General features: G+C 65.5%; 20 protein-coding genes and 1 pseudogene. 5 read left to right on the top strand and 16 right to left on the bottom strand.

Features of this window, described 5'->3' with window-relative positions:
- Positions 1–82 precede the first annotated feature (82 nt).
- The 5 genes from ACPXCG_RS23825 to ACPXCG_RS23805 all read right to left on the bottom strand — a co-directional run bounded on the left by ACPXCG_RS23825 (position 83) and on the right by ACPXCG_RS23805 (position 4,579).
- Positions 83–829: a succinate dehydrogenase/fumarate reductase iron-sulfur subunit gene (locus tag ACPXCG_RS23825; RefSeq protein ID WP_425794869.1), complete on the bottom strand. Its 747-nt coding sequence runs from the start codon at positions 827–829 to the stop codon at positions 83–85.
- Position 830: 1 nt separating this feature from the next.
- The gene (locus ACPXCG_RS23820; protein ID WP_425794868.1) at positions 831–2,759 is read right to left on the bottom strand and encodes a fumarate reductase/succinate dehydrogenase flavoprotein subunit; all 1,929 of its coding nucleotides are present in this window, start codon (positions 2,757–2,759) and stop codon (positions 831–833) included.
- Between the two features lie 61 nt (positions 2,760–2,820).
- On the bottom strand, positions 2,821–3,645 hold the full coding sequence (locus ACPXCG_RS23815) for a hypothetical protein (protein WP_425794867.1): 825 nt from the start codon (positions 3,643–3,645) through the stop codon (positions 2,821–2,823).
- Positions 3,642–3,935, bottom strand: coding sequence for a hypothetical protein (locus ACPXCG_RS23810; protein WP_425794866.1), 294 nt, complete (start codon positions 3,933–3,935; stop codon positions 3,642–3,644). The genes ACPXCG_RS23815 and ACPXCG_RS23810 overlap by 4 nt, the downstream gene beginning before the upstream one ends.
- Before the next feature lie 167 nt (positions 3,936–4,102).
- Positions 4,103–4,579: a MarR family winged helix-turn-helix transcriptional regulator gene (locus ACPXCG_RS23805; RefSeq protein WP_425794865.1), complete on the bottom strand. Its 477-nt coding sequence runs from the start codon at positions 4,577–4,579 to the stop codon at positions 4,103–4,105.
- Between the two features lie 60 nt (positions 4,580–4,639).
- Here ACPXCG_RS23805 and ACPXCG_RS23800 point away from each other — a divergent pair, with 60 nt between their 5' ends.
- Positions 4,640–5,290 (top strand): MBL fold metallo-hydrolase, encoded by a 651-nt coding sequence (locus tag ACPXCG_RS23800; protein WP_425794864.1) that lies wholly within the window; start codon positions 4,640–4,642, stop codon positions 5,288–5,290.
- A gap of 201 nt (positions 5,291–5,491) precedes the next feature.
- The gene (locus ACPXCG_RS23795) at positions 5,492–6,124 is read left to right on the top strand and encodes a DUF2461 domain-containing protein (protein WP_425794863.1); all 633 of its coding nucleotides are present in this window, start codon (positions 5,492–5,494) and stop codon (positions 6,122–6,124) included.
- Here the strand turns inward: ACPXCG_RS23795 and ACPXCG_RS23790 are convergent.
- The 4 genes from ACPXCG_RS23790 to ACPXCG_RS23775 all read right to left on the bottom strand — a co-directional run bounded on the left by ACPXCG_RS23790 (position 6,121) and on the right by ACPXCG_RS23775 (position 9,797).
- Entirely contained in the window at positions 6,121–7,686 is a 1,566-nt protein-coding gene (locus tag ACPXCG_RS23790) for an HD domain-containing phosphohydrolase (protein WP_425794862.1), read from the bottom strand. The two genes, ACPXCG_RS23795 and ACPXCG_RS23790, sit on opposite strands and share 4 nt — an antisense overlap.
- 67 nt (positions 7,687–7,753) lie before the next feature.
- Positions 7,754–8,560, bottom strand: coding sequence for a methanethiol S-methyltransferase (gene mddA, locus ACPXCG_RS23785; RefSeq protein ID WP_425794861.1), 807 nt, complete (start codon positions 8,558–8,560; stop codon positions 7,754–7,756).
- Positions 8,560–9,300 carry a hypothetical protein gene (locus tag ACPXCG_RS23780; protein WP_425794860.1) on the bottom strand — a complete coding sequence of 247 codons (741 nt, stop codon included), beginning with the start codon at positions 9,298–9,300 and terminating at the stop codon, positions 8,560–8,562. The genes mddA and ACPXCG_RS23780 overlap by 1 nt, the downstream gene beginning before the upstream one ends.
- A gap of 89 nt (positions 9,301–9,389) precedes the next feature.
- Positions 9,390–9,797, bottom strand: a complete 408-nt coding sequence (locus tag ACPXCG_RS23775; RefSeq protein WP_425794859.1) for a YchJ family protein — start codon at positions 9,795–9,797, stop codon at positions 9,390–9,392.
- Between the two features lie 88 nt (positions 9,798–9,885).
- Between ACPXCG_RS23775 and ACPXCG_RS23770 the strand changes: the two genes are divergently transcribed.
- Entirely contained in the window at positions 9,886–10,206 is a 321-nt protein-coding gene (locus tag ACPXCG_RS23770) for a hypothetical protein (RefSeq protein WP_425794858.1), read from the top strand.
- 349 nt (positions 10,207–10,555) lie between these two features.
- Here ACPXCG_RS23770 and ACPXCG_RS23765 read toward each other — a convergent pair whose 3' ends face one another.
- Genes ACPXCG_RS23765 through ACPXCG_RS23755 form a run of 3 tightly spaced genes read right to left on the bottom strand, consistent with a single transcriptional unit; the run spans position 10,556 to position 12,937 of the window.
- Positions 10,556–11,395, bottom strand: coding sequence for a sucrase ferredoxin (locus tag ACPXCG_RS23765; protein ID WP_425794857.1), 840 nt, complete (start codon positions 11,393–11,395; stop codon positions 10,556–10,558).
- A 47-nt stretch (positions 11,396–11,442) separates the two neighbouring features.
- Positions 11,443–12,675 (bottom strand): cupin domain-containing protein, encoded by a 1,233-nt coding sequence (locus ACPXCG_RS23760; RefSeq protein ID WP_425794856.1) that lies wholly within the window; start codon positions 12,673–12,675, stop codon positions 11,443–11,445.
- A 10-nt stretch (positions 12,676–12,685) separates the two neighbouring features.
- The gene (locus ACPXCG_RS23755; protein ID WP_425794855.1) at positions 12,686–12,937 is read right to left on the bottom strand and encodes a BatC protein; all 252 of its coding nucleotides are present in this window, start codon (positions 12,935–12,937) and stop codon (positions 12,686–12,688) included.
- 182 nt (positions 12,938–13,119) lie between these two features.
- On the opposite strand from ACPXCG_RS23755, the gene ACPXCG_RS23750 reads away from it, so the two are divergent.
- Positions 13,120–14,754 (top strand): MFS transporter, encoded by a 1,635-nt coding sequence (locus tag ACPXCG_RS23750; protein WP_425794854.1) that lies wholly within the window; start codon positions 13,120–13,122, stop codon positions 14,752–14,754.
- Between the two features lie 104 nt (positions 14,755–14,858).
- Here ACPXCG_RS23750 and ACPXCG_RS23745 read toward each other — a convergent pair whose 3' ends face one another.
- Both ACPXCG_RS23745 and ACPXCG_RS23740 read right to left on the bottom strand, forming a co-directional pair.
- Positions 14,859–15,164 (bottom strand): SHOCT domain-containing protein, encoded by a 306-nt coding sequence (locus tag ACPXCG_RS23745; RefSeq protein ID WP_425794853.1) that lies wholly within the window; start codon positions 15,162–15,164, stop codon positions 14,859–14,861.
- A gap of 44 nt (positions 15,165–15,208) precedes the next feature.
- On the bottom strand, positions 15,209–15,637 hold the full coding sequence (locus ACPXCG_RS23740; protein ID WP_425794852.1) for a DUF6325 family protein: 429 nt from the start codon (positions 15,635–15,637) through the stop codon (positions 15,209–15,211).
- 187 nt (positions 15,638–15,824) lie between these two features.
- Here ACPXCG_RS23740 and ACPXCG_RS23735 point away from each other — a divergent pair, with 187 nt between their 5' ends.
- Positions 15,825–16,541: a DUF998 domain-containing protein gene (locus ACPXCG_RS23735; RefSeq protein WP_425794851.1), complete on the top strand. Its 717-nt coding sequence runs from the start codon at positions 15,825–15,827 to the stop codon at positions 16,539–16,541.
- A 2-nt stretch (positions 16,542–16,543) separates the two neighbouring features.
- Here the strand turns inward: ACPXCG_RS23735 and ACPXCG_RS23730 are convergent, their stop codons facing one another.
- Together ACPXCG_RS23730 and ACPXCG_RS23725 are read right to left on the bottom strand one after the other, a co-directional pair.
- Positions 16,544–18,379: an AMP-dependent synthetase/ligase gene (locus ACPXCG_RS23730; RefSeq protein ID WP_425794850.1), complete on the bottom strand. Its 1,836-nt coding sequence runs from the start codon at positions 18,377–18,379 to the stop codon at positions 16,544–16,546.
- 142 nt (positions 18,380–18,521) lie between these two features.
- A pseudogene (locus tag ACPXCG_RS23725) lies at positions 18,522–19,289 on the bottom strand (ABC transporter ATP-binding protein/permease); the annotation flags it as partial.
- Positions 19,290–19,367: the final 78 nt, after the last annotated feature.

Genomic DNA, 19,367 nt, shown 5'->3' with positions numbered 1-19,367 from the left:
GACCCGCCCGTCAGGGCTGATCCGACATCAACACTTCGATTCCGCTGACAACCAACCTATTACACCGCACCGACAAGTTCGGTCATCGCCGAAACAATTTGTTGCCCAACCACACCAGCGGGTCGTAGTGCCGATCCACCACGCGTTCCTTCATCGGAATCAGCGCGTTGTCGGTGATCTTGATGTTCTCGGGACACACATCCGTACAACACTTGGTGATGTTGCACAGCCCCAGACCGTGTTCGGACTGCGCAGAATCGCGGCGCTCGGCCACGTCGAGGGGATGCATGTCGAGTTCGGCGACGCGCATCAGGAAACGCGGCCCGGCAAAGTTCTCCTTGTTCTCCTCGTGGTCGCGGACCACATGGCAGGTGTCCTGACAGAGGAAGCACTCGATGCACTTGCGGAACTCCTGTGACCGCTGCACGTCGACCTGCTTCATCCGGTACTCGCCCGCCTTGAGACCTTCGGGCGGCGTGAACGACCGGATCTCCCGGGCTTTTGCATAGTTGAACGAGACGTCGGTGACCAGGTCGCGGATGACCGGAAACGTCCGCATCGGCGTGACGGTGATGACCTCGTCTTCGGTGAATGTGGACATCCTGGTCATACACAGCAGCTTCGGACGGCCGTTGACCTCCGCCGAGCACGACCCGCATTTACCGGCCTTGCAGTTCCAGCGCACGGCCAGATCGGGAGTCTGCGTGGCCTGTAACCGGTGGATGATGTCGAGCACCACCTCGCCGTCGTTGACGAGCACGGTGTAGTCCTGCAGGTCACCGCCGTCGGTGTCACCACGCCATACCCGGAACTTCGCGTCATAGCCCATGTCAGCCCTCCTTGTCGCCGCCGGCGTCGGGATGCCCGGCGATCTCACCGGCGGTGTAGTACTTCTCGATCTCGGAGAAATCGAAGAGTTCCAGCAACTCCGCACGCATCGGGATCTGTTCTTCCTTGACCACCGTCACCTCGGGGACGGGCGAATCGCCACCCAGATCCGCGGTGCAGACCAGAAGTGTGTTGCGCCAATTCGCATCCATCGAGGGGTGGTCGTCGCGGGTGTGGCCACCACGACTCTCGGTGCGCAACAGCGCCGCCTTCGCGACACACTCACAGACCAGCAACATGTTTCGCAGGTCGACGGCCAGATGCCAGCCCGGGTTGAACTGCCGGTGCCCCTCCACCTGCATGCCGGGCAGTCGGCCACGGATGTCGTCGAGAACACGGATCGCCTCGTCGACCTCGGCTTCCTTCCGGATGATGCCGACCAGATCGTTCATGGATTGCTGCAGGTCGGTGTGCAGGGTGTATGGGTTTTCGGGCTTGCCTGCGCTCTTCGACTCGAAGGGCGCCAACGCGAACGCTGCGGCCCGGTCGACGTCGGCGGCGGACACGGCGGGCCGGGTTCCCAGCGATTCGATGTACGACGCCGCACCGAGCCCGGCCCGTCGCCCGAACACCAGCAGATCGGACAACGAGTTGCCGCCCAACCGATTCGATCCGTGCATGCCACCGGAGCATTCGCCTGCCGCGAACAATCCGGGCACGCGCGCCGCCCCGGTGTCCGGATCGACCTCGATGCCGCCCATCACGTAATGACAGGTGGGACCCACCTCCATCGGCTCGGCCGTGATGTCGACGTCGGCAAGTTCTTTGAACTGATGGTGCATCGACGGCAGCCGACGGACGATCTCGTCGGCCGGCATGCGCGAGGCGATGTCGAGATAGACGCCGCCGTGTTCGGTGCCACGGCCGGCCTTGACCTCTTCGTTGATCGCCCGCGCAACCTCGTCGCGCGGCAGCAGATCGGGTGTGCGACGGGCACTGTCGTTGTCGGCGAGCCACTTGTCGGCTTCTTCTTCGGTCTCGGCGTACTGGCCCTTGAAGACGGGCGGGATGTAGTCGAACATGAACCGTTTGCCGTCGGTGTTCTTGAGGACGCCGCCGTCACCGCGAACACCTTCGGTCACGAGGATGCCCTTGACACTGGGCGGCCAGACCATCCCGGTCGGGTGGAACTGGACGAACTCCATGTTGATCAGGCTGGCACCGGCACGCAGCGCGAGTGCGTGTCCGTCGCCGGTGTATTCCCACGAATTGGACGTCACCTTGAACGACTTGCCGATACCCCCGGTCGCCAAGACGATCGCCGGCGCTTCGAACAGCACGAATCGGCCGGATTCGCGCCAATATCCGAACGCTCCCGCAATGGCATCACCGTCCTTGAGCAATTCGGTGACGGTGCACTCGGCGAACACCTTGATACGCGCCTCGTAGTCACCGGTGGCCGCGTAATCCTCCTGCTGCAGCGAGACGATCTTCTGCTGCATGGTCCTGATCAGCTCGAGGCCGGTCCGGTCTCCGACGTGCGCAAGTCTGGGATAGGTGTGACCACCGAAGTTGCGCTGGGCAATTCGACCGTCCTCGGTTCGATCGAACAGCGCGCCATAGGTTTCCAGTTCCCAGACCCGATCCGGCGCCTCCTTGGCGTGCAGTTCCGCCATCCGCCAGTTGTTCAGGAACTTGCCACCGCGCATGGTGTCCTTGAAATGTGTCTGCCAGCTGTCCTTCGAGTTGGCGTTGCCCATCGATGCGGCACAACCACCTTCGGCCATGACCGTGTGCGCCTTGCCGAACAACGACTTGCACACCACGGCGACGGAGTAGCCCTTCTCGCGGGCCTCGATGACCGCACGCAGACCGGCGCCACCGGCACCGATCACAACTACGTCGTATTGGTGGCGTTCGGTTTCGGTCATCTAGCGATTGCTCCCAGCGTCGAATCGATTGCGCAACAGTCGTTGCACACATGGCAACGGGTCAACCCACAAATCGCAGGTCAGAGATCGTGTTACTGGCCACCAGCATGATGTAGAAATCGGTGAGCACCAACGTGCCGAGCGTGATCCAGGCGAACTGCATGTGGCGGGTGTTGAGCTTCGAGACCTGAGTCCAGATCCAGTATCGGACCGGATGCGCCGAGAAATGCTTGAGACGACCGCCGGTGACGTGGCGGCACGAATGACACGACACCGTGTAGGTCCAGAGCAGGATCACGTTCACGAGCAGGATCACGTTGCCCAGTCCGAACCCGAAACCTCCACCCTTGCCGTGGAACGCGGCGATGGCATCGTAGGTGTTGATCAACGAAACGATCACCGCCACATAGAAGAAATAGCGGTGTGCGTTCTGGATGATCAACGGAAGCCGGGTCTCCCCCGAGTACCGGGAATGCGGTTCTGCCACCGCGCAGGCCGGCGGCGAGAACCAGACCGAACGGTAGTAGGCCTTGCGGTAGTAGTAGCAGGTCACCCGAAAGCCGAGGAGGAACGGGAGGACGACGAACCCGAGTGGAATCCACATCGGAAGTTCGGGAAACGGGGTCCCGAAGTGGCTCGATCCCGGCACACACGACTCGCTCAGACACGGCGAGTAGAACGGCGACAGGTAGTGATAGTCGGCAACCCAATAGGCGCTGCGAACGAATGCCCGCACCGTCGCGTAGATGATGAATGCCGACAGACCCAGCACCGTCAACAGCGGCGACAGCCACCATCTGTCGACTCGAAGAGTTCGCGCCAGAATGCGCGCCCGTCCCGGAGAGAGAACCCCGGTTGCTTCCCGCTCAGTCGCGGGGGCGCTCACTTCGTCCGCTCACGCGAGTGGAAGCCCAGCCCTTCGTCTTGGGCACCAAGCCATGCCGCCTCGTCAGACTTGCTGTCGGGTACGTAGACCACGTCGTCCTTCCCCCCAGGCGCCCGGACCACCGGTGGCGGCGCATGCTCGAAGTCATGCAGGTCGATCTCGAGCCGATCGAGGTCGTTGGTCATCCGACGAACAGCATCAACATCCCCGTAGTGCGACTTCAGCGTGAAGATGTGATGCCGCAGCGCTCCGATACTGCGGTGGAGCTCCTTCATCTCGGCTGTTATCATGGCGATCCCTCCAAGACCTGTGTGATATGTAACACAGTACTGGCAGGGCGCAGTGAGTCAACGCTTTTGAGCGAACGTGTCACGCTCCCGGCAGGATGTCCGCAGTCGTCCCCGAGGTGCGTCCGGATCCCGCCGAAAGGGCTGGATCGCACTCCGATAAGACCAGCTCAACCGGCATTTCGGTTCGTGTTCGCCTGCACGGCTTGCGCCATGATCTCGAGAATCTCGGGCATCTGGTCGAGAATCTCGCGCTGCCGAGGCGTCAGGTCCGTATCAGCGGCAGCCGCAACGATTTCGCGTCGCCGGGTTCGATCCCGCGCCAGGGCCTCGCCTCCCCCGTCGGTCATCGACACGAGGGCACTGCGCGCATCGTCGGGGTCCGCCGCACGCGAGACGAGACCAGTGGCCTCCATGTCACGGACCGTGATCCGCATGCTCTGATGACGGACTCTGCGCTTGCGCGCCAGGGTCGCGACCGACTGCGGCCCGTCGCGGTCGAGGGCACCGAGCACCTCGCCGTAGCCGGACGGCAGCGATTCGGTGACCGACCGCACCGCGCGTACGAAGCCCCCCACCGCCCGGCGGAGATCCTCGGCAAGGTCGAGTCCCGTTGCGCCGTCGGCATTGTCCGAGTCGACAACCATGTCCCAAAGCGTACAGTCGGACTGTATTCATCTACAGCCGAACCGTGCGCCGGAGGTCTCATGCGTCTCACCAAATACACCCATGCCACCGTCACCCTGTCGAAGGGTGACAACACGCTGCTGATCGACCCGGGAACGTTCACCCCCGACGCCGCGGAGTTGCTGGCCGCCGCCGACGCCGTCCTCATCACGCACGAGCATTTCGATCACTTCGACGCCGAGAAGATCGTGGCCGCCATGAAGCAGCGGGACGAGCTGCATCTGTACGGACCCGCGTCCATCGCCGGCGCGTTGTCGGAGGTCGCGGACCGTGTGCACGCGGTCTCGACCGGGGAGTCCTTCGAGATCGCCGGGTTCGCGGTCGAGACGTTCGTCGCCGACCACGCGGTGATCCACCCGGAGATCCCCCTGGTCGACAACGTCGGATTCCTGATCGATCACCGCGTCTTCCATCCGGGCGATGCGTACCTGAATCCGGGTCGACCGATCGAGACGCTGCTACTTCCCGTCAGCGGACCCTGGATCTCCACCGAGCAGGCCATCGATTTCGTGCGGGCGGTGGCGCCGCAGCTCAGTATCGCGATCCACGACGTCATGCTCAGTGACACCGGCAAGGCGTCAACCGGCATGTTCCTCGGCGCGGACTCGTTGACCGGAACGCCGTTGGAGGTGCTCGCCGTCGGTGAGGATCGGGAGTTGGCGGGCGCGTAGGTCTGGTCTTGGTCGGGTCGGGTCGGGTCGGGTCGGGTGCTGGTCTCGATACGCCACTCACTTCGTTCGCGGCCACTCGACCGGCAGAAAGGTTGCGGCCACTCGACCGGCAGAAAGGTTGCGGCCACTCGACGGGCAGCGGGTGCGACTACCCGCACCGGGGACACCTACCCGATCTGCGTTCCGCGTACCCTCACCCGCATGACCTTCGAGGGCTTTCCCGAGGCCGCACTCGACTTCTACGACGACCTCGAGATGGACAACACCAAGACCTTCTGGGAGTCGCACAAGGAGGTCTATCGTTCGGCTGTCGCGGACCCGATGCATGAACTCACGGATGCGCTCGCCGACGAGTTCGGCCCGGCCAAGATCTTTCGCCCCTACCGCGACGTGCGGTTCTCCAAGGACAAGACGCCGTACAAGATCCATCAAGGTGCATTCGTCGGGCTCGGTCCGGCGACCGGATATTACGTGCAGATCGGCGCCCCGGGCCTGCGCGTCGGCGCGGGCTTCTACGAGGCGTCCACCGAGCGCCTCGCCGCACTGCGGGCCGCGGTCGACCATGACCGCCACGGTGCCGACCTGGAACGGCTGCTGAAGAAGCTCGCCAAGGCGGGCTGGGAGATCGGCGGCGACAAACTCAAGACCTCCCCGCGCGGGTGGGACGCCGACCACCCGCGGATCGACCTGCTACGCCACAAGTCACTCACCGTCGGCCGAGACTACGGATTCGAGGACGTGATCCACACCGCCGCCCTGGTCGATCGCATCCGTACGGACTGGCGGGCCACGACGCCGCTCGTCGAATGGGTCGTGCGGCACGGAGCTCCTTAACCGGAAAGGTCTCCGGCGACCGGACCGACGAGCCCGTGCTGTAAGGCGTAGAGGCTCGCGCCGACCCGGTTGGCGGCGCCGATCTTGGTGTATGTCCGCTCGACGTGATTGCGTACGGTCTTCTCGCTCAACACGAGTCGAGCCGCGATCTCCCGGTTGGACATTCCGCGTGCCACCAGTCCGAGGATCTCGGTCTCGCGTCGAGTCAGCGCATCGTCGCGGCGGCCCCGGACCCGCTTGTGTCCGGCGGCGGTCAGAACCGCCTCGACACAGTCGCCGTCGAGCGCTCCGCGGTCGGCACGCCGCTTGATCCGGGAGACCGCTTCCTCGTCGGTGAGCGCCGCCCGGTAGGGCCGTGGCTCGACCGCCGACCGGAAGGCAACCGCAGCCGCCACCAACCGTTGTCCCCGACCGAGTGCGGCACCTCCGATCCCGAGAGGATAGCCGGTGCCGTCGAGATGTTCGTGATGCGCACGTGCGATCGCCGCGATGTCGTCGAAGCCGGGAATCCGCATGAGAACTCGGTCGGTGAGGTACGGGTGCATCCTGACCCGCTCCCACTCGGCCCCGGTCAACTCTCCCGGTTTCGACCAGATCTGACTCGACACACCGATTCGGCCGACGTCGTGGAGATGCCCGGCGCGGCGCACGCTGTCGATCTCGACCGGAGACATCCCGATTTGACCGGCGGCGGAGTCCACGAGCTCGGCCACACCCCTCGAATGACCAAGCGCAAAAGGGCATTTGAGATCACCGAAGTCACCGATCGCCGTCACCAGCGCGTCCAGGCCGCGCTCGTCGAGAGCGATCTCCGAATCCGGGGCGAGGCTCATGGCGCTGCTCCACGGATCGTCCGCGGCCACCGACAGCGCACCCTCGGGGTCGGTGACGAACGCGTCGACGACCGCGGGATCGAAATGACCGCCGCGACGGCTGCGCGCCAGCGCGACCGCGCCGTGGACGCCGTACGTCCGGTGGTGCACCTCCGCCATGTCGGCCAGTTGCGCCACCCGCATCTCGATCGGGATGTCGTCGGCCGACACACCGTTCGGCAGTCCCCCGCCGTCGTATCGCTCATAGGTGAAGGCGATCGCGTGCTCGACCTCGGGGCCGAGCCCGATGTGCCGCGCCAGGGCTGCCGCCGACATGCAGTGCGAATGCACCAGGGTCGCGATCTGCCCGCGCGCGTCACGGAACAACGTCGCCATCGTCTTCACGCGGTAACCGATCGGCTCCCCGCGAGCCACGTTGCCGAGCAGGAATCGGAAGTATGGAATCCCGGACCAGTCAACGAGATACGCGTCACTTCGCACCGCGATGTCGTCGCCGAACCACCGTGCGTACTCCTGCGAATCGGCATGGCACCCGATCCACATCAGCAGGGTCGCATAGTAGGTCGTGTCGCGCTGGGTTCGGTCCAGCCCGAGCCGATCGGACAACCGGCAGGCGATGACCGCCGAGCGCAACATGTGTTCGGCCGGCTGACCGAGCCCGAGGTCGATGGCGACCGAGAGCCCGGCCAACACCTCCACGCGCCGTGGTAGCGCGGATCGCCCGGTCATGAGCCCATTGTCGACCTGTTGACTGTGCGGTGTCAGCCGCCTGCCGGCCCCGGGGCGAATCACGCGATCAGACACGATGCCGCAGCGCGGGCAGGAGCATGGGCACCCGCTTCCGGTACGCAACGTAGTCAGCGCCGAATGCGCGGACCAGGTCCCGCTCTTCCAGGCGGATGCCGACGAAGATGAACCCGATGGTGGCGATGGCGAAAACGAGGTGCCCTGTGGTCATCGTCGGCGTCACCCAGAAGGCGATGAGGAAACCGAGGTAGATGGGGTGGCGCACGATGCCGTACCAGAGCGGCGTGACGAACCTGTACGTCGGCGCCGGACGACCTCGCGCGTTGGTGACCACCTGCCGCAGTCCGAAGAGATCGAAGTGGTCGATGAGGAATGTCGTCGTCAGGACGAGCAGCCAACCCGCGAGCGACACCGCGACCAGGATGCTCGACGCAAGCGTTCCCGACACATCCCAGAGCTCGGCGGTGATCGGACACCACCACCACATCAGCGCGGCGAGGCACAACGAGGCAGCGAGCACATACGTGCTCCGCTCGACCACTACCGGCACGATGCGCGTCCACCACCGCTTGAAGCCGGCGCGGGCCATCACGCTGTGCTGCGCGGCGAAGATCGTCAGCAACACGACATTCACCAGCAGGGCGATCGCCGCCGGGACGGTCGGGCCGCCGTGATCGATGGTCCGGGGAACGAGATCGCTGTCACCGATGGTGATGCGGATGCCCTCGACGAAGGCGATGGCCCAGGAGAACACCAGCAGGAAAAGGACATAGGCTGCTACGCCGTACCCGACGGCGGCGATCCGCCCGGCAACCTCGACGGTCCCGGGGGCCGGGCGGCGCATCGTCGTCGTCATCACGCCATCTCCGATCGGGCCGCGACAACGTCGCCGGCCGACGGGGTCGGCGACGTGAAACTCGCCTGTCCGACAAAGAACAGGCCGCGCTGGGGTAGCCAGAAATCCCCGAGGGCCGTTTGGACGTCGAGCGGACCGGGGGCGCCGAGATCCTGCCCCCGATGGGAGGCCTCGGTGGTCGCCACCCGCCAGACCTGGAGCGGGGTGGCCCGGAACCGAGGTCCGTTCGGCGTCCGGCCACACAATCGCATGCGACCGGTGCCCAGGACGGCCCCGGCCATCGGACCCATGGCAGTCAAGACCGATCGGCTGGCCAGTGCGCGCATGGGCATCATGTCGCCCATCGCGGTCAAGATCCTCGTGGCCGGCGACGACGCCAGACCGATCCGCCAGTGCAGGACATCACCGAGAGTCACCTCGACATCGGACTCGCCGGTCCAGGCGATGTCGATGGAGGGAACCCGCCGAACGTCCGCGGCCGCGCCGAAGTAGCGGGGACAGCTCACCTTCGGATCGGTTGTCGTGTGAATTGTCCACCTGCCCTGCGGGTCTCGGTGCCAGATCGTCCGATAGGAAGGGCCGATCGAGCTGGCGACCATCTCGCGCAATGCGAGATAGTGGCCTGATGCGAAGGGCGTCCCCATGATCCCGTAACCGGCGAACCGTTCGTCGGTTCCACCCCGCAGTTCGGGATGTGCGCGCAGGGCGGTGACCGCCTGGTGAGGAGTGTGGGTACTCATCTGCTCAGTCTGAGACGCGGCCCGTGCTCGGCGCGTGGGGCAAATGCCTCATCTGCAGATCAGGAGCGAGGTCGAAGGAGCTGACGACCTTAGGAGACGACTCCGTCGACGTACACCCACTGCCCGTCGAGACGCGCGAACCTGCTGCGCTCGTGAAGTGAACCTCGGACCCCATCCTGCCGATGGTGCGCGGTGAACGTCACCTCGCCGGTGGTGTCGAATGGCGTTCCACCGGAAGTGGATTCGATGTCGAGTCGATACCACTGCAGGGTGTCGTCCAGGTCGAGGATCCGGGGCCGCGTGCGCGGATGCCAGCTCGCCAGCAGGTGATCTCGGTCGCCGACCGCGAACGCGGTGAACCGTGACCGCATCAGCGCCTCGGCGGTCCTGGCCTTCCGCTCGCCGGCCAGGATCGGACCGCAGCATTCGTCGAGGGTCAGGCCCGACATACACGGGCACCGCTCGTTCCCCGACCGGCCGTTCCCCGAAATGCTCATCACCGTGAGCCTATGCCCTCGAGACCGTCGACTGCGGATTACAGCCGGCGCACACGCCGACCGCAGCACCGAACGGTGTGATGGCACCATGCGCACCACCGAAAACACCTCGACCGATACAGTTCTCGTCGTCATGGTCGGCAGTGCCCGCGCACATGCGATCGTTCACCAGGTCCTCCGGTCCGGACGCAATGTCGTCCTGACCGGCCCGTCGTCGCACGATGTCGTCCCGTTTGTCGATGCCTCCGTCCGCGATCGCGTGTGGGCCGTCGTCTCCGATCCGTCGGATCCCGATCAGGTCGCCGCCGTCATCGAGCGCGCCATCGACATCGTCGGGCCGGTCATCATGATCATCGACCCGAGTGGCCTGCTGTCCGACGTCCAATCGGCCGATCGACAGGTCGCCTGACTGGATCGACCACGCACTTCGGCAGTCGATTCACCACCAGCGCCACCGCAGGCAACGTCACCGCCATCGCCGCGGCACGACGGGCTCTCCGGCAACGGGGCGAGCGGGTCTGGTTCGGTCCCACCACCCATGTGGCAGGACGAGTCGGCGTTTCGCATCTCGGCGTCGTCGTGGCGGATCTCGATACGCCTCGGGCTCGCTACGCTCGCTCGTGGCTACTCGATCGGCGGGATCGATCGGTGGAATCGGTCGGTGGAATCGGTCGGTGGGATCGGTCGGTGGGATCGATCGGTGGGATCGATCGGCGGGATGGGCAGCTCGATCGGACAGCGCTCACCATCGCGGTCCCTCAGGGCCGGAGGACACTCATCGACACCAGGACGAACTGACGCACCCGGCCCGCCACCTGCGAACCACACGTCGACAGCAGTGGGTCGGACATCTGTTCGGCGAGGATCACCTCGAGCGGACCGTCGTTGCCGTCGAGTACGACGCGAATCCGGTGATCGCCTCGCTGCACGTCCAGCGCTGCCAGCGCGTCGATTCGGTCCTCGCCGGTCTTCTGCCGCACGAAATGCTGGGCCGCCTGCACCGGATGCGGCAATGAGGTCCGTCCCCGCAGGTGCTCATCGTCCAGTCTTCCCTCGTTGTACAACCGGATGAGGGCAGCGGGATCGTCGCTCGAATCGACCCGCCCGTAACTCAGGCCGTGCGGCAGCACGAGCATCGTCGCGGCGAACCGATCACCGCCCAGATGTGAGCATTCCCAGGTCCATTCGGGGAACTCGGTGGCGATCGCAGTGGTCGCCGACCGGCCGCGCACCGCGCAGCACTGGTCGTGTTTGCCGTGCGCGCAGATCGCGATCACCGGGTCCGACGACGATTCGCCGTCGGAGCCGTCCAACGCGAGATCCAGATAGCTCGTCGCGTCGTCGACCTCTCCCTGATGGATCGACTCCTCCCCTGGGCTCGAGTGCACGACGAACCACCGCCAGCGCGGCGTCGGTGCACGCCTACCCGGTCGGCGGATGGCGACGATGCGCATCCCGGTCGCCTCCACCCGACGAACGATGGAACGACCGAGTGCGGGATCAATGATCTTGGACGAGTTGAGGAACACCGACGGCCCCCATGGGCCCGACACCTCCAGGAGCAACCACGAGAAGCCGGCCGAGGCCGTGCCGTACATCGGGTCCCCGCGCTCCAGCGACTGATCGCTGCACGGGAGACCGCCCGTCAACCCGCCACCCCGGACGTCGGCGGTTCGGCGGGAACCAGAACGGCTTCGCGCAGCAGCCGCCGAATCAAGACGATGCCGTCGGCGGTGTCGAGTCCGGGCAGTGCGCCGGCATGCACGACGTCGCCGCGGGCCACCATATACAGGGCGTCGGCGCAGTACCCGGGAAAGCTGATCGTCCGGCCGCGCAGCCGTAGCTCGACGCGCTCCCCGACCCGGGACACCGATCCCACCAGCCCGTGCCGCCAGCACACCCGCGTCGCGGCGTCGAGGTCGGCGATGATGCCGATCGTGCGCAGCGGCCGCACTGAGACCGGGCGAGTCTGTTCGGCGAACCGCGCTCGCAATCGAGTGGCGGTGGCGGCACCGAGATCGGCGCTCCGGTCCCGCAGCACCGCGACGAGGGCCGCCATCGCCTTTGCGGTCATCGCCTCGGTCTCGTCGCGGTCGGTCAGGTCGATCCCCATCGGTAGCGAGGAGCGGAACTTCTCGATCTGACCGAGTTCGTCGACGACGGCCCGGACCAGGTCGACGACGGTGGTCGCGGACACCCCGATGGTGAGATGAATGGACGTCTCACCCTGGGCCTGCGCGGAGTGAATCCACCCGCGGGGCAGGTACAGCACGTCGCCCGGGGTCAGCACCGTGTCGATGACCGGGTCGTCGCCCACCCGCGCCTTGATGGCGCTGCGATGATCGGTCCACGGCTGCGAGGCGAGCGGATCCCGGTGCACCGGCGCATGGACGGTCCATCGCTTGCGCCCGCCGGTCTGCAGCACGAACACGTCGTGGACGTCGTAGTGCGCGTCGAAACCGCGGTTGTTCGCCGGCGTGACGTATGCGTTGGCCTGCACCGGATGACCGAGGTCGTCGACCATGCCCCGACCGAAGTCGATCACCGGCGGCCACAGCCGATGAAGCCCCTGCAGCACGATCGTCGCACCGGCCGCGAACTGCGCGAGCACCTGCGCGGAGTCGACCTGGTCGGGCATCTCCGCGCCGAACCCGGCCGGCCCCGTGTAACAGTCGCGACCGACGAGGTCACCGTCCCTGGCCATCCGGATGAAGGGTGTCCGGAGGCCGCGTTCGGCGATCAGTTCGTCGACATCCGATGCCGACAGCAGATCACCGAAGTCCCGCGGCAGTGAATCCGAACGGCTGAGCAGCGGCCGCCGGCCCCAGTATTCGCTCCCGAATGTCGCGGGACCGACCGAGATACAGCGACTGAGCATCGGGTGGCGGTCAGGCTGTTCCGTCGGCACCACCGTCATGGCCGTCGGGATTCGAGCCGCCGTCGGCTGGTCCCTCACCGGCACCCGCAGTCCCGTCGGCACCGCCGTCATGGCCTTCCGGATTCGAGCCGCCGTCGGCCGGTCCCTCACCGGCACCCGCAGTCCCGTCGGCACCGCCGTCATGGCCTTCCGGATTCGAGCCGCCGTCGGCCGCGCCTTCGCCGCCTCCGGAGGTGGTGATGTCATCGTCGTCGAGTGCCATCGGCTTCCTTTCGTCGTCCGGAGCTGTACTTGGCTCCTCTCCCCACTATGAAGAGATCTCCCGGCAGTGTCCCGTCATTGAGAGGATCGATCTGCGACCGCCACTCATCCGATCCGGATGATTTCCTCTTACCGGCGACGACATGGCACCTCCGTGCGTGTTTCCCGGCGTAACCTTGCCCAGTGCAACACTGGCGCGTCCTGATCATTCTGTGCGCTGCGCAGTTCATCATGGTCCTCGACACCACAGTCATGAACGTGTCGGTCTCCAGCGTCGTGGTCGATCTCGACACGAGCATCACCCAGGTGCAGCTGGCGATCACGCTTTACACCCTGGTGATGGGTTCGTTCATGTTGTTCGGCGGTCGACTGGGCGACATGTTCGGACGTCGTCGGGTGTTCTCGATCGGCCTGATCGTCTACGGCATCGGATCTTTGATCACCGCGTTCAGCCCCAACATCGGGGTTCTGCTGTTCGGCTGGTCCTTCGTCGAGGGCGCCGGCGCGGTCTTGGTGATGCCGGCGATCATCTCACTCACCGCAACCAATTACGACGGCAAGGACCGTGCCACCGCGTACAGCGCACTGGGTGGGATCGCGGCCGCAGGAGCAGCGGCCGGACCGCTGATAGGCGGCTGGGTCACCGAGGCACTGACGTGGCGGGTCGTCTTCGCGGCCGAAACCGTGGTGTGCCTGGCCGTGATCGCATGCGTTCGGGTCATCTCGGACACCGGCCGGTCGAGTTCGCGGCGGATGGACTGGGGCGGTACGTTCCTCTCCGCCGCAGGTCTGGGCCTCATCGTGTTGGCCTTCCTGCAGTCCGGCACCTGGGGATTCATCCGGCCGTCCGGGGCGTTGACCGTCGCGGGCAACGAGATCACGCCTTTCGGTCTCTCGGTGGTGCCGTTCATGATCGCCGCCGGAGTGTTCGTCCTCATCGGATTCTTCCATTGGGAACGTCACGTCATCTCGCGTGGTCACACGCCGTTGATGCACCCTGACCTGCTGCGAAAACTCCAGTTGCGCAACGGCCTCGTCATGATGGTTGCGCAGCAGACGATCATCGGCGGGATCTTCTTCGTGATCCCCATCTATCTGCAGTACGTTCTGCTGAAAAATGCGTTCGAGACGGGCGTGAAGCTCGCGCCCATGTCGATCGCCATGCTCGTCGCCGCCTTCGCGAGTCCGAAACTCGCTGCGACACAATCGCCACGGCGCATGGTCCGCCTCGGTCTGATACTCGTGATCGTCGGATCGTGCTTGTTGGTCACCACGATCGAGCCGCAGCTCAACGGGGTGTTGTTCGCGATCGGGATGGCGATCTTCGGAGCGGGATTCGGCTTCATCGCCTCACAACTCGGCAACGTCATCATGTCGTCGGTCGGTGACCGCGACCGGGGTGAGGCCGGCGGTCTCCAGGGCACGGCGCAGAACATCGGGACATCGGTAGGGGTAGCCCTCCTCGGTGCGCTGCTCATCGCATCCCTCAGCAGCGGATTCAACAATGCCGCCCAAGCGGATCCGAACCTGTCCGAGCAGAGCAAGACCCGGATCGCCGAGCTCTCCGCCGACGGGGTCGAGATCGTGACCAAGGATCAGCTGACCGAGGCAGCCGAGGCGAACGGCCTGTCGGCCCAGGACGTGGAGCGGCTGGCCGAACATTACGGCGACGCCCAGATTCAGTCGATCAAGGACTCGATCCTGCTCGCCATCCTGCTCGCCGGGCTGGGTCTGGTCGTCGCCCGGCGCCTCCCTCGACAACCGGGTGCGGAACTCGGCGCCGGCCCCGTGGTCGGCGCCGAACCGGAGAATGCCTGACGGAACCGCGACCTCACGCATGCCGGGGCCGCAAAGACCACATCTCTCGTCAGCGACCCTGCGCGCGTGCAAGGTCGGTGACGAGAGATGAGGTCTTTGGGGATTCAGCTACCGAGAATCTTCGCCTTCTGCGCAGCGAATTCCTGTTCGGTCAGGATGCCCTGCTGATACAGGGCGCCCAGCTCCTTGAGCTGTTCGATGGTATCCGGGGCCGGCGCCGCAGCAGGTGCGGGCGGCGGAGCGGGAGGTGCGGCCTGCGGCACGGGTTGCGGCTGCGCGTAACGCTGCTGGTTCTCGTACTCCTGCCGGGACCAGCGGTTGGATTGGCGGCGGGCCACACGGTTGCTCACCGATGTCGCGGTTCCGGCGATGACGGCGGTGCGCGTGGCGGCGCGGATGAGTCCGGGCATGATGATCTCCTTCTGAGGGTCGGATCTGATCGGGAACGAGGCGGTCAGGCCTCGGCGGCTTCCAGGGTTTCGAGGAACTCGTCCATCGGGATACGACCGGCGGACACCATTTGGCCACCGTTTCGTCGCAGCGCCGCAGCAAACCCTGCAGCCCATGAATTTTCGTATACGATGATCGCCGCCGCGGTCCCCGGCTGCAGCACCGATGCCGCCTCGGAGACGTCGTCGGTCGAGATCAGATCGGTGGCGACGCCGTCGAAAACCTCGAAATCGGCACCGAGCTGGTCGAGTTCGAGCTGGGTGATCGAGCCGTCGTCGTCCTTCATCACGAAGGCGAGATCGATGATGCGGATGACACCACGATCCACCAAGTCGATCAGGTAGGGAATCGCCTCTCCGTTCGGCTGCTTGTCGGGCCATTCCAATACGACGTAATCGATGGGTCCGAGCTCTTGGGGGGCTTCTTCGGTCATGAAAACCTCGCTGCATCGCGATTGACAGGTGGTGATCGTCATCCCGCATCGCGCGGAAACGACGACCCTGGGACGATCCTAGTGCGAACAGGCCGCTGCGCCCCGGGGTTCGACCGCATTTTCATCCCGGCCGGGTGAGATGCGGCTCCACCACCGGATCGGGGCTGGTCATCGCTACGCTGTGCGGGTGACATCCGCCGTGCCCCGAACGCGGCCGTGGCGTGTCGTCGCGGCGGGACTCCTGGTGGCGCTCGCGGGCGTCTGCTATTCGTCCTGGGTTCTGGAGTTCCTGTGGCCCGGACCGCTCGATCCGTTCCGCAGTTTTCTGAGCGAATTGGACGCCGCACACCGCCCCCATCGAGAGGTGTACGTCGCAGGAGACATCACCACCTCGTGCTGCGCGATGCTCGCCACCCTCGCCCTGCTCGTGCCGCGCCCCGTGTTCCGCGGGTTCCCGGCGATCACCGCGGTGGTGGCGCTGGGCACCTTCGGGATGTCGACGATCGCCGACGCCCTCATGCCGATCGAATGTATTCCCGGCGTCGACACCGGCTGCCCGAACGAGCCCAGCGGAATCCTCCCGCAGTTACACCACATTCACGCCCTGACGAGCACGCTCGCGGTGTTCTCCATCTTCACCGCGATGATCGCGGCGACGGTCGCCGCCTACCGTTCCGGCACATGGCCGCAACTGCGGGTGGTCGGGAGCATCGTGCTGGTCGTGATCGTGGTGTCCACCGTCTGGATGTTGGCCGCCGACAACCTGTCGGGTGACTTTCGTCTGGGTCTCGCACAGCGCATCCAGGTCGGCGGGATGACGGTCTGGTTGATGGTCTGGGGATGGGCGATCGTCGCGGCGCGGCACGGTCGTAGCCAAGGCCACGCACGAATGTCGGAGGTGTGACGCTAGCGCAGATCGATGACGTCGCTCCCCGGCGACTCCCCGTACATCCCGACGATGTGATCTGCGTATTTCGTCGCAATCGGCTTGCGCCGCAATTTCATCGTCGGCGTCAACTCGTCGCCGCCCGGGTCCCAGGCGGTCGGCACCAGGGTGAACCGCTTGACCTGTTCGACCCTCGACAGTTTGCCGTTGCCCTGCCGGAAGGCGGCGGTGACCTCGTCGATCACCTCGCGCCGACGCGACAGCGTGGCTATGTCCGCATCCGGGATGTTCAGGTTCTTCGCTCGTGCCGCGGCTGCGTCCGGGTCCAGGACGACGAGCGCGGCGATGTACGGCTTGGCGTCTCCGATCGCCACCACCTGTCCGATCAGTGATGACGCCGCCTTCATCGCGTTCTCGATGTTCGTGGGCGACATGTTCTTGCCGGCCTCGTTGATGATCAGTTCCTTCTTACGATCGACGATGGTCACGTTGCCCTGGTCATCGATGGTGGCGATGTCGCCGGTGGCGAGCCAGCCGTCGGCGTCGATGGTGTCCGCGGACTTTTCCGGCTGTTTGCGATAGCCGCGCATCACCACTGGACCACGGATGAGGAGTTCACCGTCGGCGGCCAGCTTTGTCTCTACGCCGGCCACCGGTTTGCCCACGGTTCCTATCCTGAGATTCTCGGCCGTGGTCATGGTCGACACCCCGGTGGTTTCCGACATCCCCCAGACCTCCAACACCGGAATGCCGAGACCGAGGAAGAACTGGAGGACCTCGGGCGGAATCGCCGCCGCACCGGAACCGGCGAACGTGACCTGGTCCATCCCGATGGCGGTACGGACCTTGTGCAGCACCAGCCTGTCGGCCAGCCCGTGCTGGACGCCACCGACCAATCCGTCACCGCGTCCCTCGAGATGCGCCTTCGCGGAGGCAGCTCCGACCCCGAGTGCCCATGCCGCCAGATTCTTCTTCACCGGGCTGGATTCGTCGGCCATCTTCGCCTCGATTCCCGCCCGGATCTTCTGCCACACCCGCGGCACACCGAAGAAGAAGGTGGGCCGCACCTCCGGTAGCGCAGCGGCGATCTCGCGTGGATCCGGAACGGTCGTCACCTGGATACCGCGGACCATGTTCGCCGCATGCGAGGACACGCGGTCGGCGATGTGGGCAGCGGGCAGGTATGAGATGACCCGGTCGTCGAAGCCCGCGTCGACGTGCTCCTCCAGAGCGGTCAACTCGGCGATGATGTTGCGGTGGGTGATCTCCACGCCCTTCGGCGGGCCGGTGGTGCCCGAGGTGTAGATGAGGGTCGCCAGATCATCCGGTCGGACGGCGCGCCACGATGTCTCGAAACCGAAGCCGTCCGGCGCCGCGGTCTGCTCCAGCTCGGCGAGCGTCATCGCGCCACTTGCGGCGCCGTCCACCACGATCGTCGTCGTGACCGCGGTGTCGGCGGCACGAATCGCCGGCAGGAAGGCCTGCTCGGTCACCACCACAGCGTTCTCGGCATTGCCGAACAGGTACTCGATCTGATCCGGTGAGCTCGTGTTGTAGATGGAGAACGGGATCGCCCCGAGATGCAACGCCGCCGTGTCGACCAGGTGGAATTCAGGCCGGTTGGTCAGCATGATGCCGACAGTGTCCCCACGTCGGACGCCGACTGAAGCGAGCCCGCAGGCGATCGCCTCGACGCGGACGGCATACTGCGCCCAGGTGATCTCCTGGATTCCGCCGACGGTCCGGATCGCCACGCTGTCCGGTCGTACCGTCGCCGTCAGTTGAAAGGCCTCCGGGAGGGTGGCCACTGCGATGCCGCTCTCGTGAGGAAATGTGATTCGCTCCGCGTCCGCCATGACCGATGTCCTCGTTCCGCCCGACTATCTGGTCGGCATCACAGTACCGAGAGATCTCGGAGCCGGAAGAGAATCCACCAGATTGGTAATGGAACAGTAAAACACAGACGTCAGCGATGCAATTTATGCTGCGAGAGCTCGATCAGGCGCCGACCGGACGAACCTCCCACGAACCTCCCCCGGTCAACTCGAGAACATTGGTGTGGTGCTGATCGGTGGTGCTGCGGTGGCTGACGGACACCAGGATCGTCTCGGGTAGTTCCGCCCGGATCAGTGAATACAGCGAGTACTCCAGACCTTCGTCGACGGCGGAGGTCGCCTCGTCCATGAACACCACTTCGGGCCGGGTCAGCAGGATGCGCGCGAATGCCACACGCTGCTGCTCTCCCGGCGACAACACCTTCGACCAGTCTTCCTCCTCGTCGAGCCGATCGACGAGGTGAGGCAGGAACACCCGCTCCAACGCGGTCCGGATCGCATCGTCGCCCAAGTCGCCCGGCCGGGCCGGATACGCGACCGCGGTGCGTAGGTCTCCCAGCGGAATGTAGGGGATCTGCGACAGGAACAACGTGCGGTCGCCCGGCGGGCGGGCGAACTCGCCGTCGGCGAACGGCCAGAGTCCGGCCAGCCCGCGCAGCAGGGTCGTCTTGCCCGAACCCGACCGTCCCTTCACGACGAGGGCGTCGCCCGGGTCGAGCGAGAGGCTGAGGTCGCGGATGAGTTCGTTGCCGTCCGGGGTGGTGATGTCGACATCGGTCAGGCGGACGGCACGCTCGCGATCCGTGGTGGCGAGCACCGGCAACTCGCGTGACTCCTCGTTGGCGTCTTCGAGCCCGTTGAGCCGGATGAGTGCCGCACGGAAATCGGCGAACGAGTCGTAGGCCTCACGGAAGAACGACAACGAGTCGTGGTGGCATGTCCCCCGTAAACCGGTCCAGGTTGTTTTAGAGTCCTGATTGCCCCGGTGAGGGCGGAGAAGGGACGGTAG

This window comes from Gordonia sp. DT218, assembly GCF_049847105.1.
In the GTDB taxonomy this organism is placed as follows: domain Bacteria; phylum Actinomycetota; class Actinomycetes; order Mycobacteriales; family Mycobacteriaceae; genus Gordonia.
Note: the sequence above shows the minus strand (reverse complement) of the source record. Positions and strands in the feature narration are given on the sequence as shown.

What these genes read in the sequence shown, in the direction of transcription:
- ACPXCG_RS23800 (WP_425794864.1), top strand. Translation starts at nt 4,640, where the DNA reads ATGCGTCTCACCAAATACACCCATGCCACCGTCACCCTGTCGAAGGGT.
- ACPXCG_RS23790 (WP_425794862.1), bottom strand. Translation starts at nt 7,686, where the DNA reads ATGACCGGGCGATCCGCGCTACCACGGCGCGTGGAGGTGTTGGCCGGG.
- ACPXCG_RS23780 (WP_425794860.1), bottom strand. Translation starts at nt 9,300, where the DNA reads ATGAGTACCCACACTCCTCACCAGGCGGTCACCGCCCTGCGCGCACAT.
- ACPXCG_RS23730 (WP_425794850.1), bottom strand. Translation starts at nt 18,379, where the DNA reads ATGGCGGACGCGGAGCGAATCACATTTCCTCACGAGAGCGGCATCGCA.
- ACPXCG_RS23760 (WP_425794856.1), bottom strand. Translation starts at nt 12,675, where the DNA reads ATGCTCAGTCGCTGTATCTCGGTCGGTCCCGCGACATTCGGGAGCGAA.
- ACPXCG_RS23765 (WP_425794857.1), bottom strand. Translation starts at nt 11,395, where the DNA reads ATGTACGGCACGGCCTCGGCCGGCTTCTCGTGGTTGCTCCTGGAGGTG.
- ACPXCG_RS23755 (WP_425794855.1), bottom strand. Translation starts at nt 12,937, where the DNA reads ATGGCACTCGACGACGATGACATCACCACCTCCGGAGGCGGCGAAGGC.
- ACPXCG_RS23740 (WP_425794852.1), bottom strand. Translation starts at nt 15,637, where the DNA reads ATGACCGAAGAAGCCCCCCAAGAGCTCGGACCCATCGATTACGTCGTA.
- ACPXCG_RS23825 (WP_425794869.1), bottom strand. Translation starts at nt 829, where the DNA reads ATGGGCTATGACGCGAAGTTCCGGGTATGGCGTGGTGACACCGACGGC.
- ACPXCG_RS23775 (WP_425794859.1), bottom strand. Translation starts at nt 9,797, where the DNA reads ATGAGCATTTCGGGGAACGGCCGGTCGGGGAACGAGCGGTGCCCGTGT.
- mddA (WP_425794861.1), bottom strand. Translation starts at nt 8,560, where the DNA reads ATGACGACGACGATGCGCCGCCCGGCCCCCGGGACCGTCGAGGTTGCC.
- ACPXCG_RS23805 (WP_425794865.1), bottom strand. Translation starts at nt 4,579, where the DNA reads ATGGTTGTCGACTCGGACAATGCCGACGGCGCAACGGGACTCGACCTT.
- ACPXCG_RS23820 (WP_425794868.1), bottom strand. Translation starts at nt 2,759, where the DNA reads ATGACCGAAACCGAACGCCACCAATACGACGTAGTTGTGATCGGTGCC.
- ACPXCG_RS23745 (WP_425794853.1), bottom strand. Translation starts at nt 15,164, where the DNA reads ATGCCCGGACTCATCCGCGCCGCCACGCGCACCGCCGTCATCGCCGGA.
- ACPXCG_RS23810 (WP_425794866.1), bottom strand. Translation starts at nt 3,935, where the DNA reads ATGATAACAGCCGAGATGAAGGAGCTCCACCGCAGTATCGGAGCGCTG.
- ACPXCG_RS23795 (WP_425794863.1), top strand. Translation starts at nt 5,492, where the DNA reads ATGACCTTCGAGGGCTTTCCCGAGGCCGCACTCGACTTCTACGACGAC.
- ACPXCG_RS23770 (WP_425794858.1), top strand. Translation starts at nt 9,886, where the DNA reads ATGCGCACCACCGAAAACACCTCGACCGATACAGTTCTCGTCGTCATG.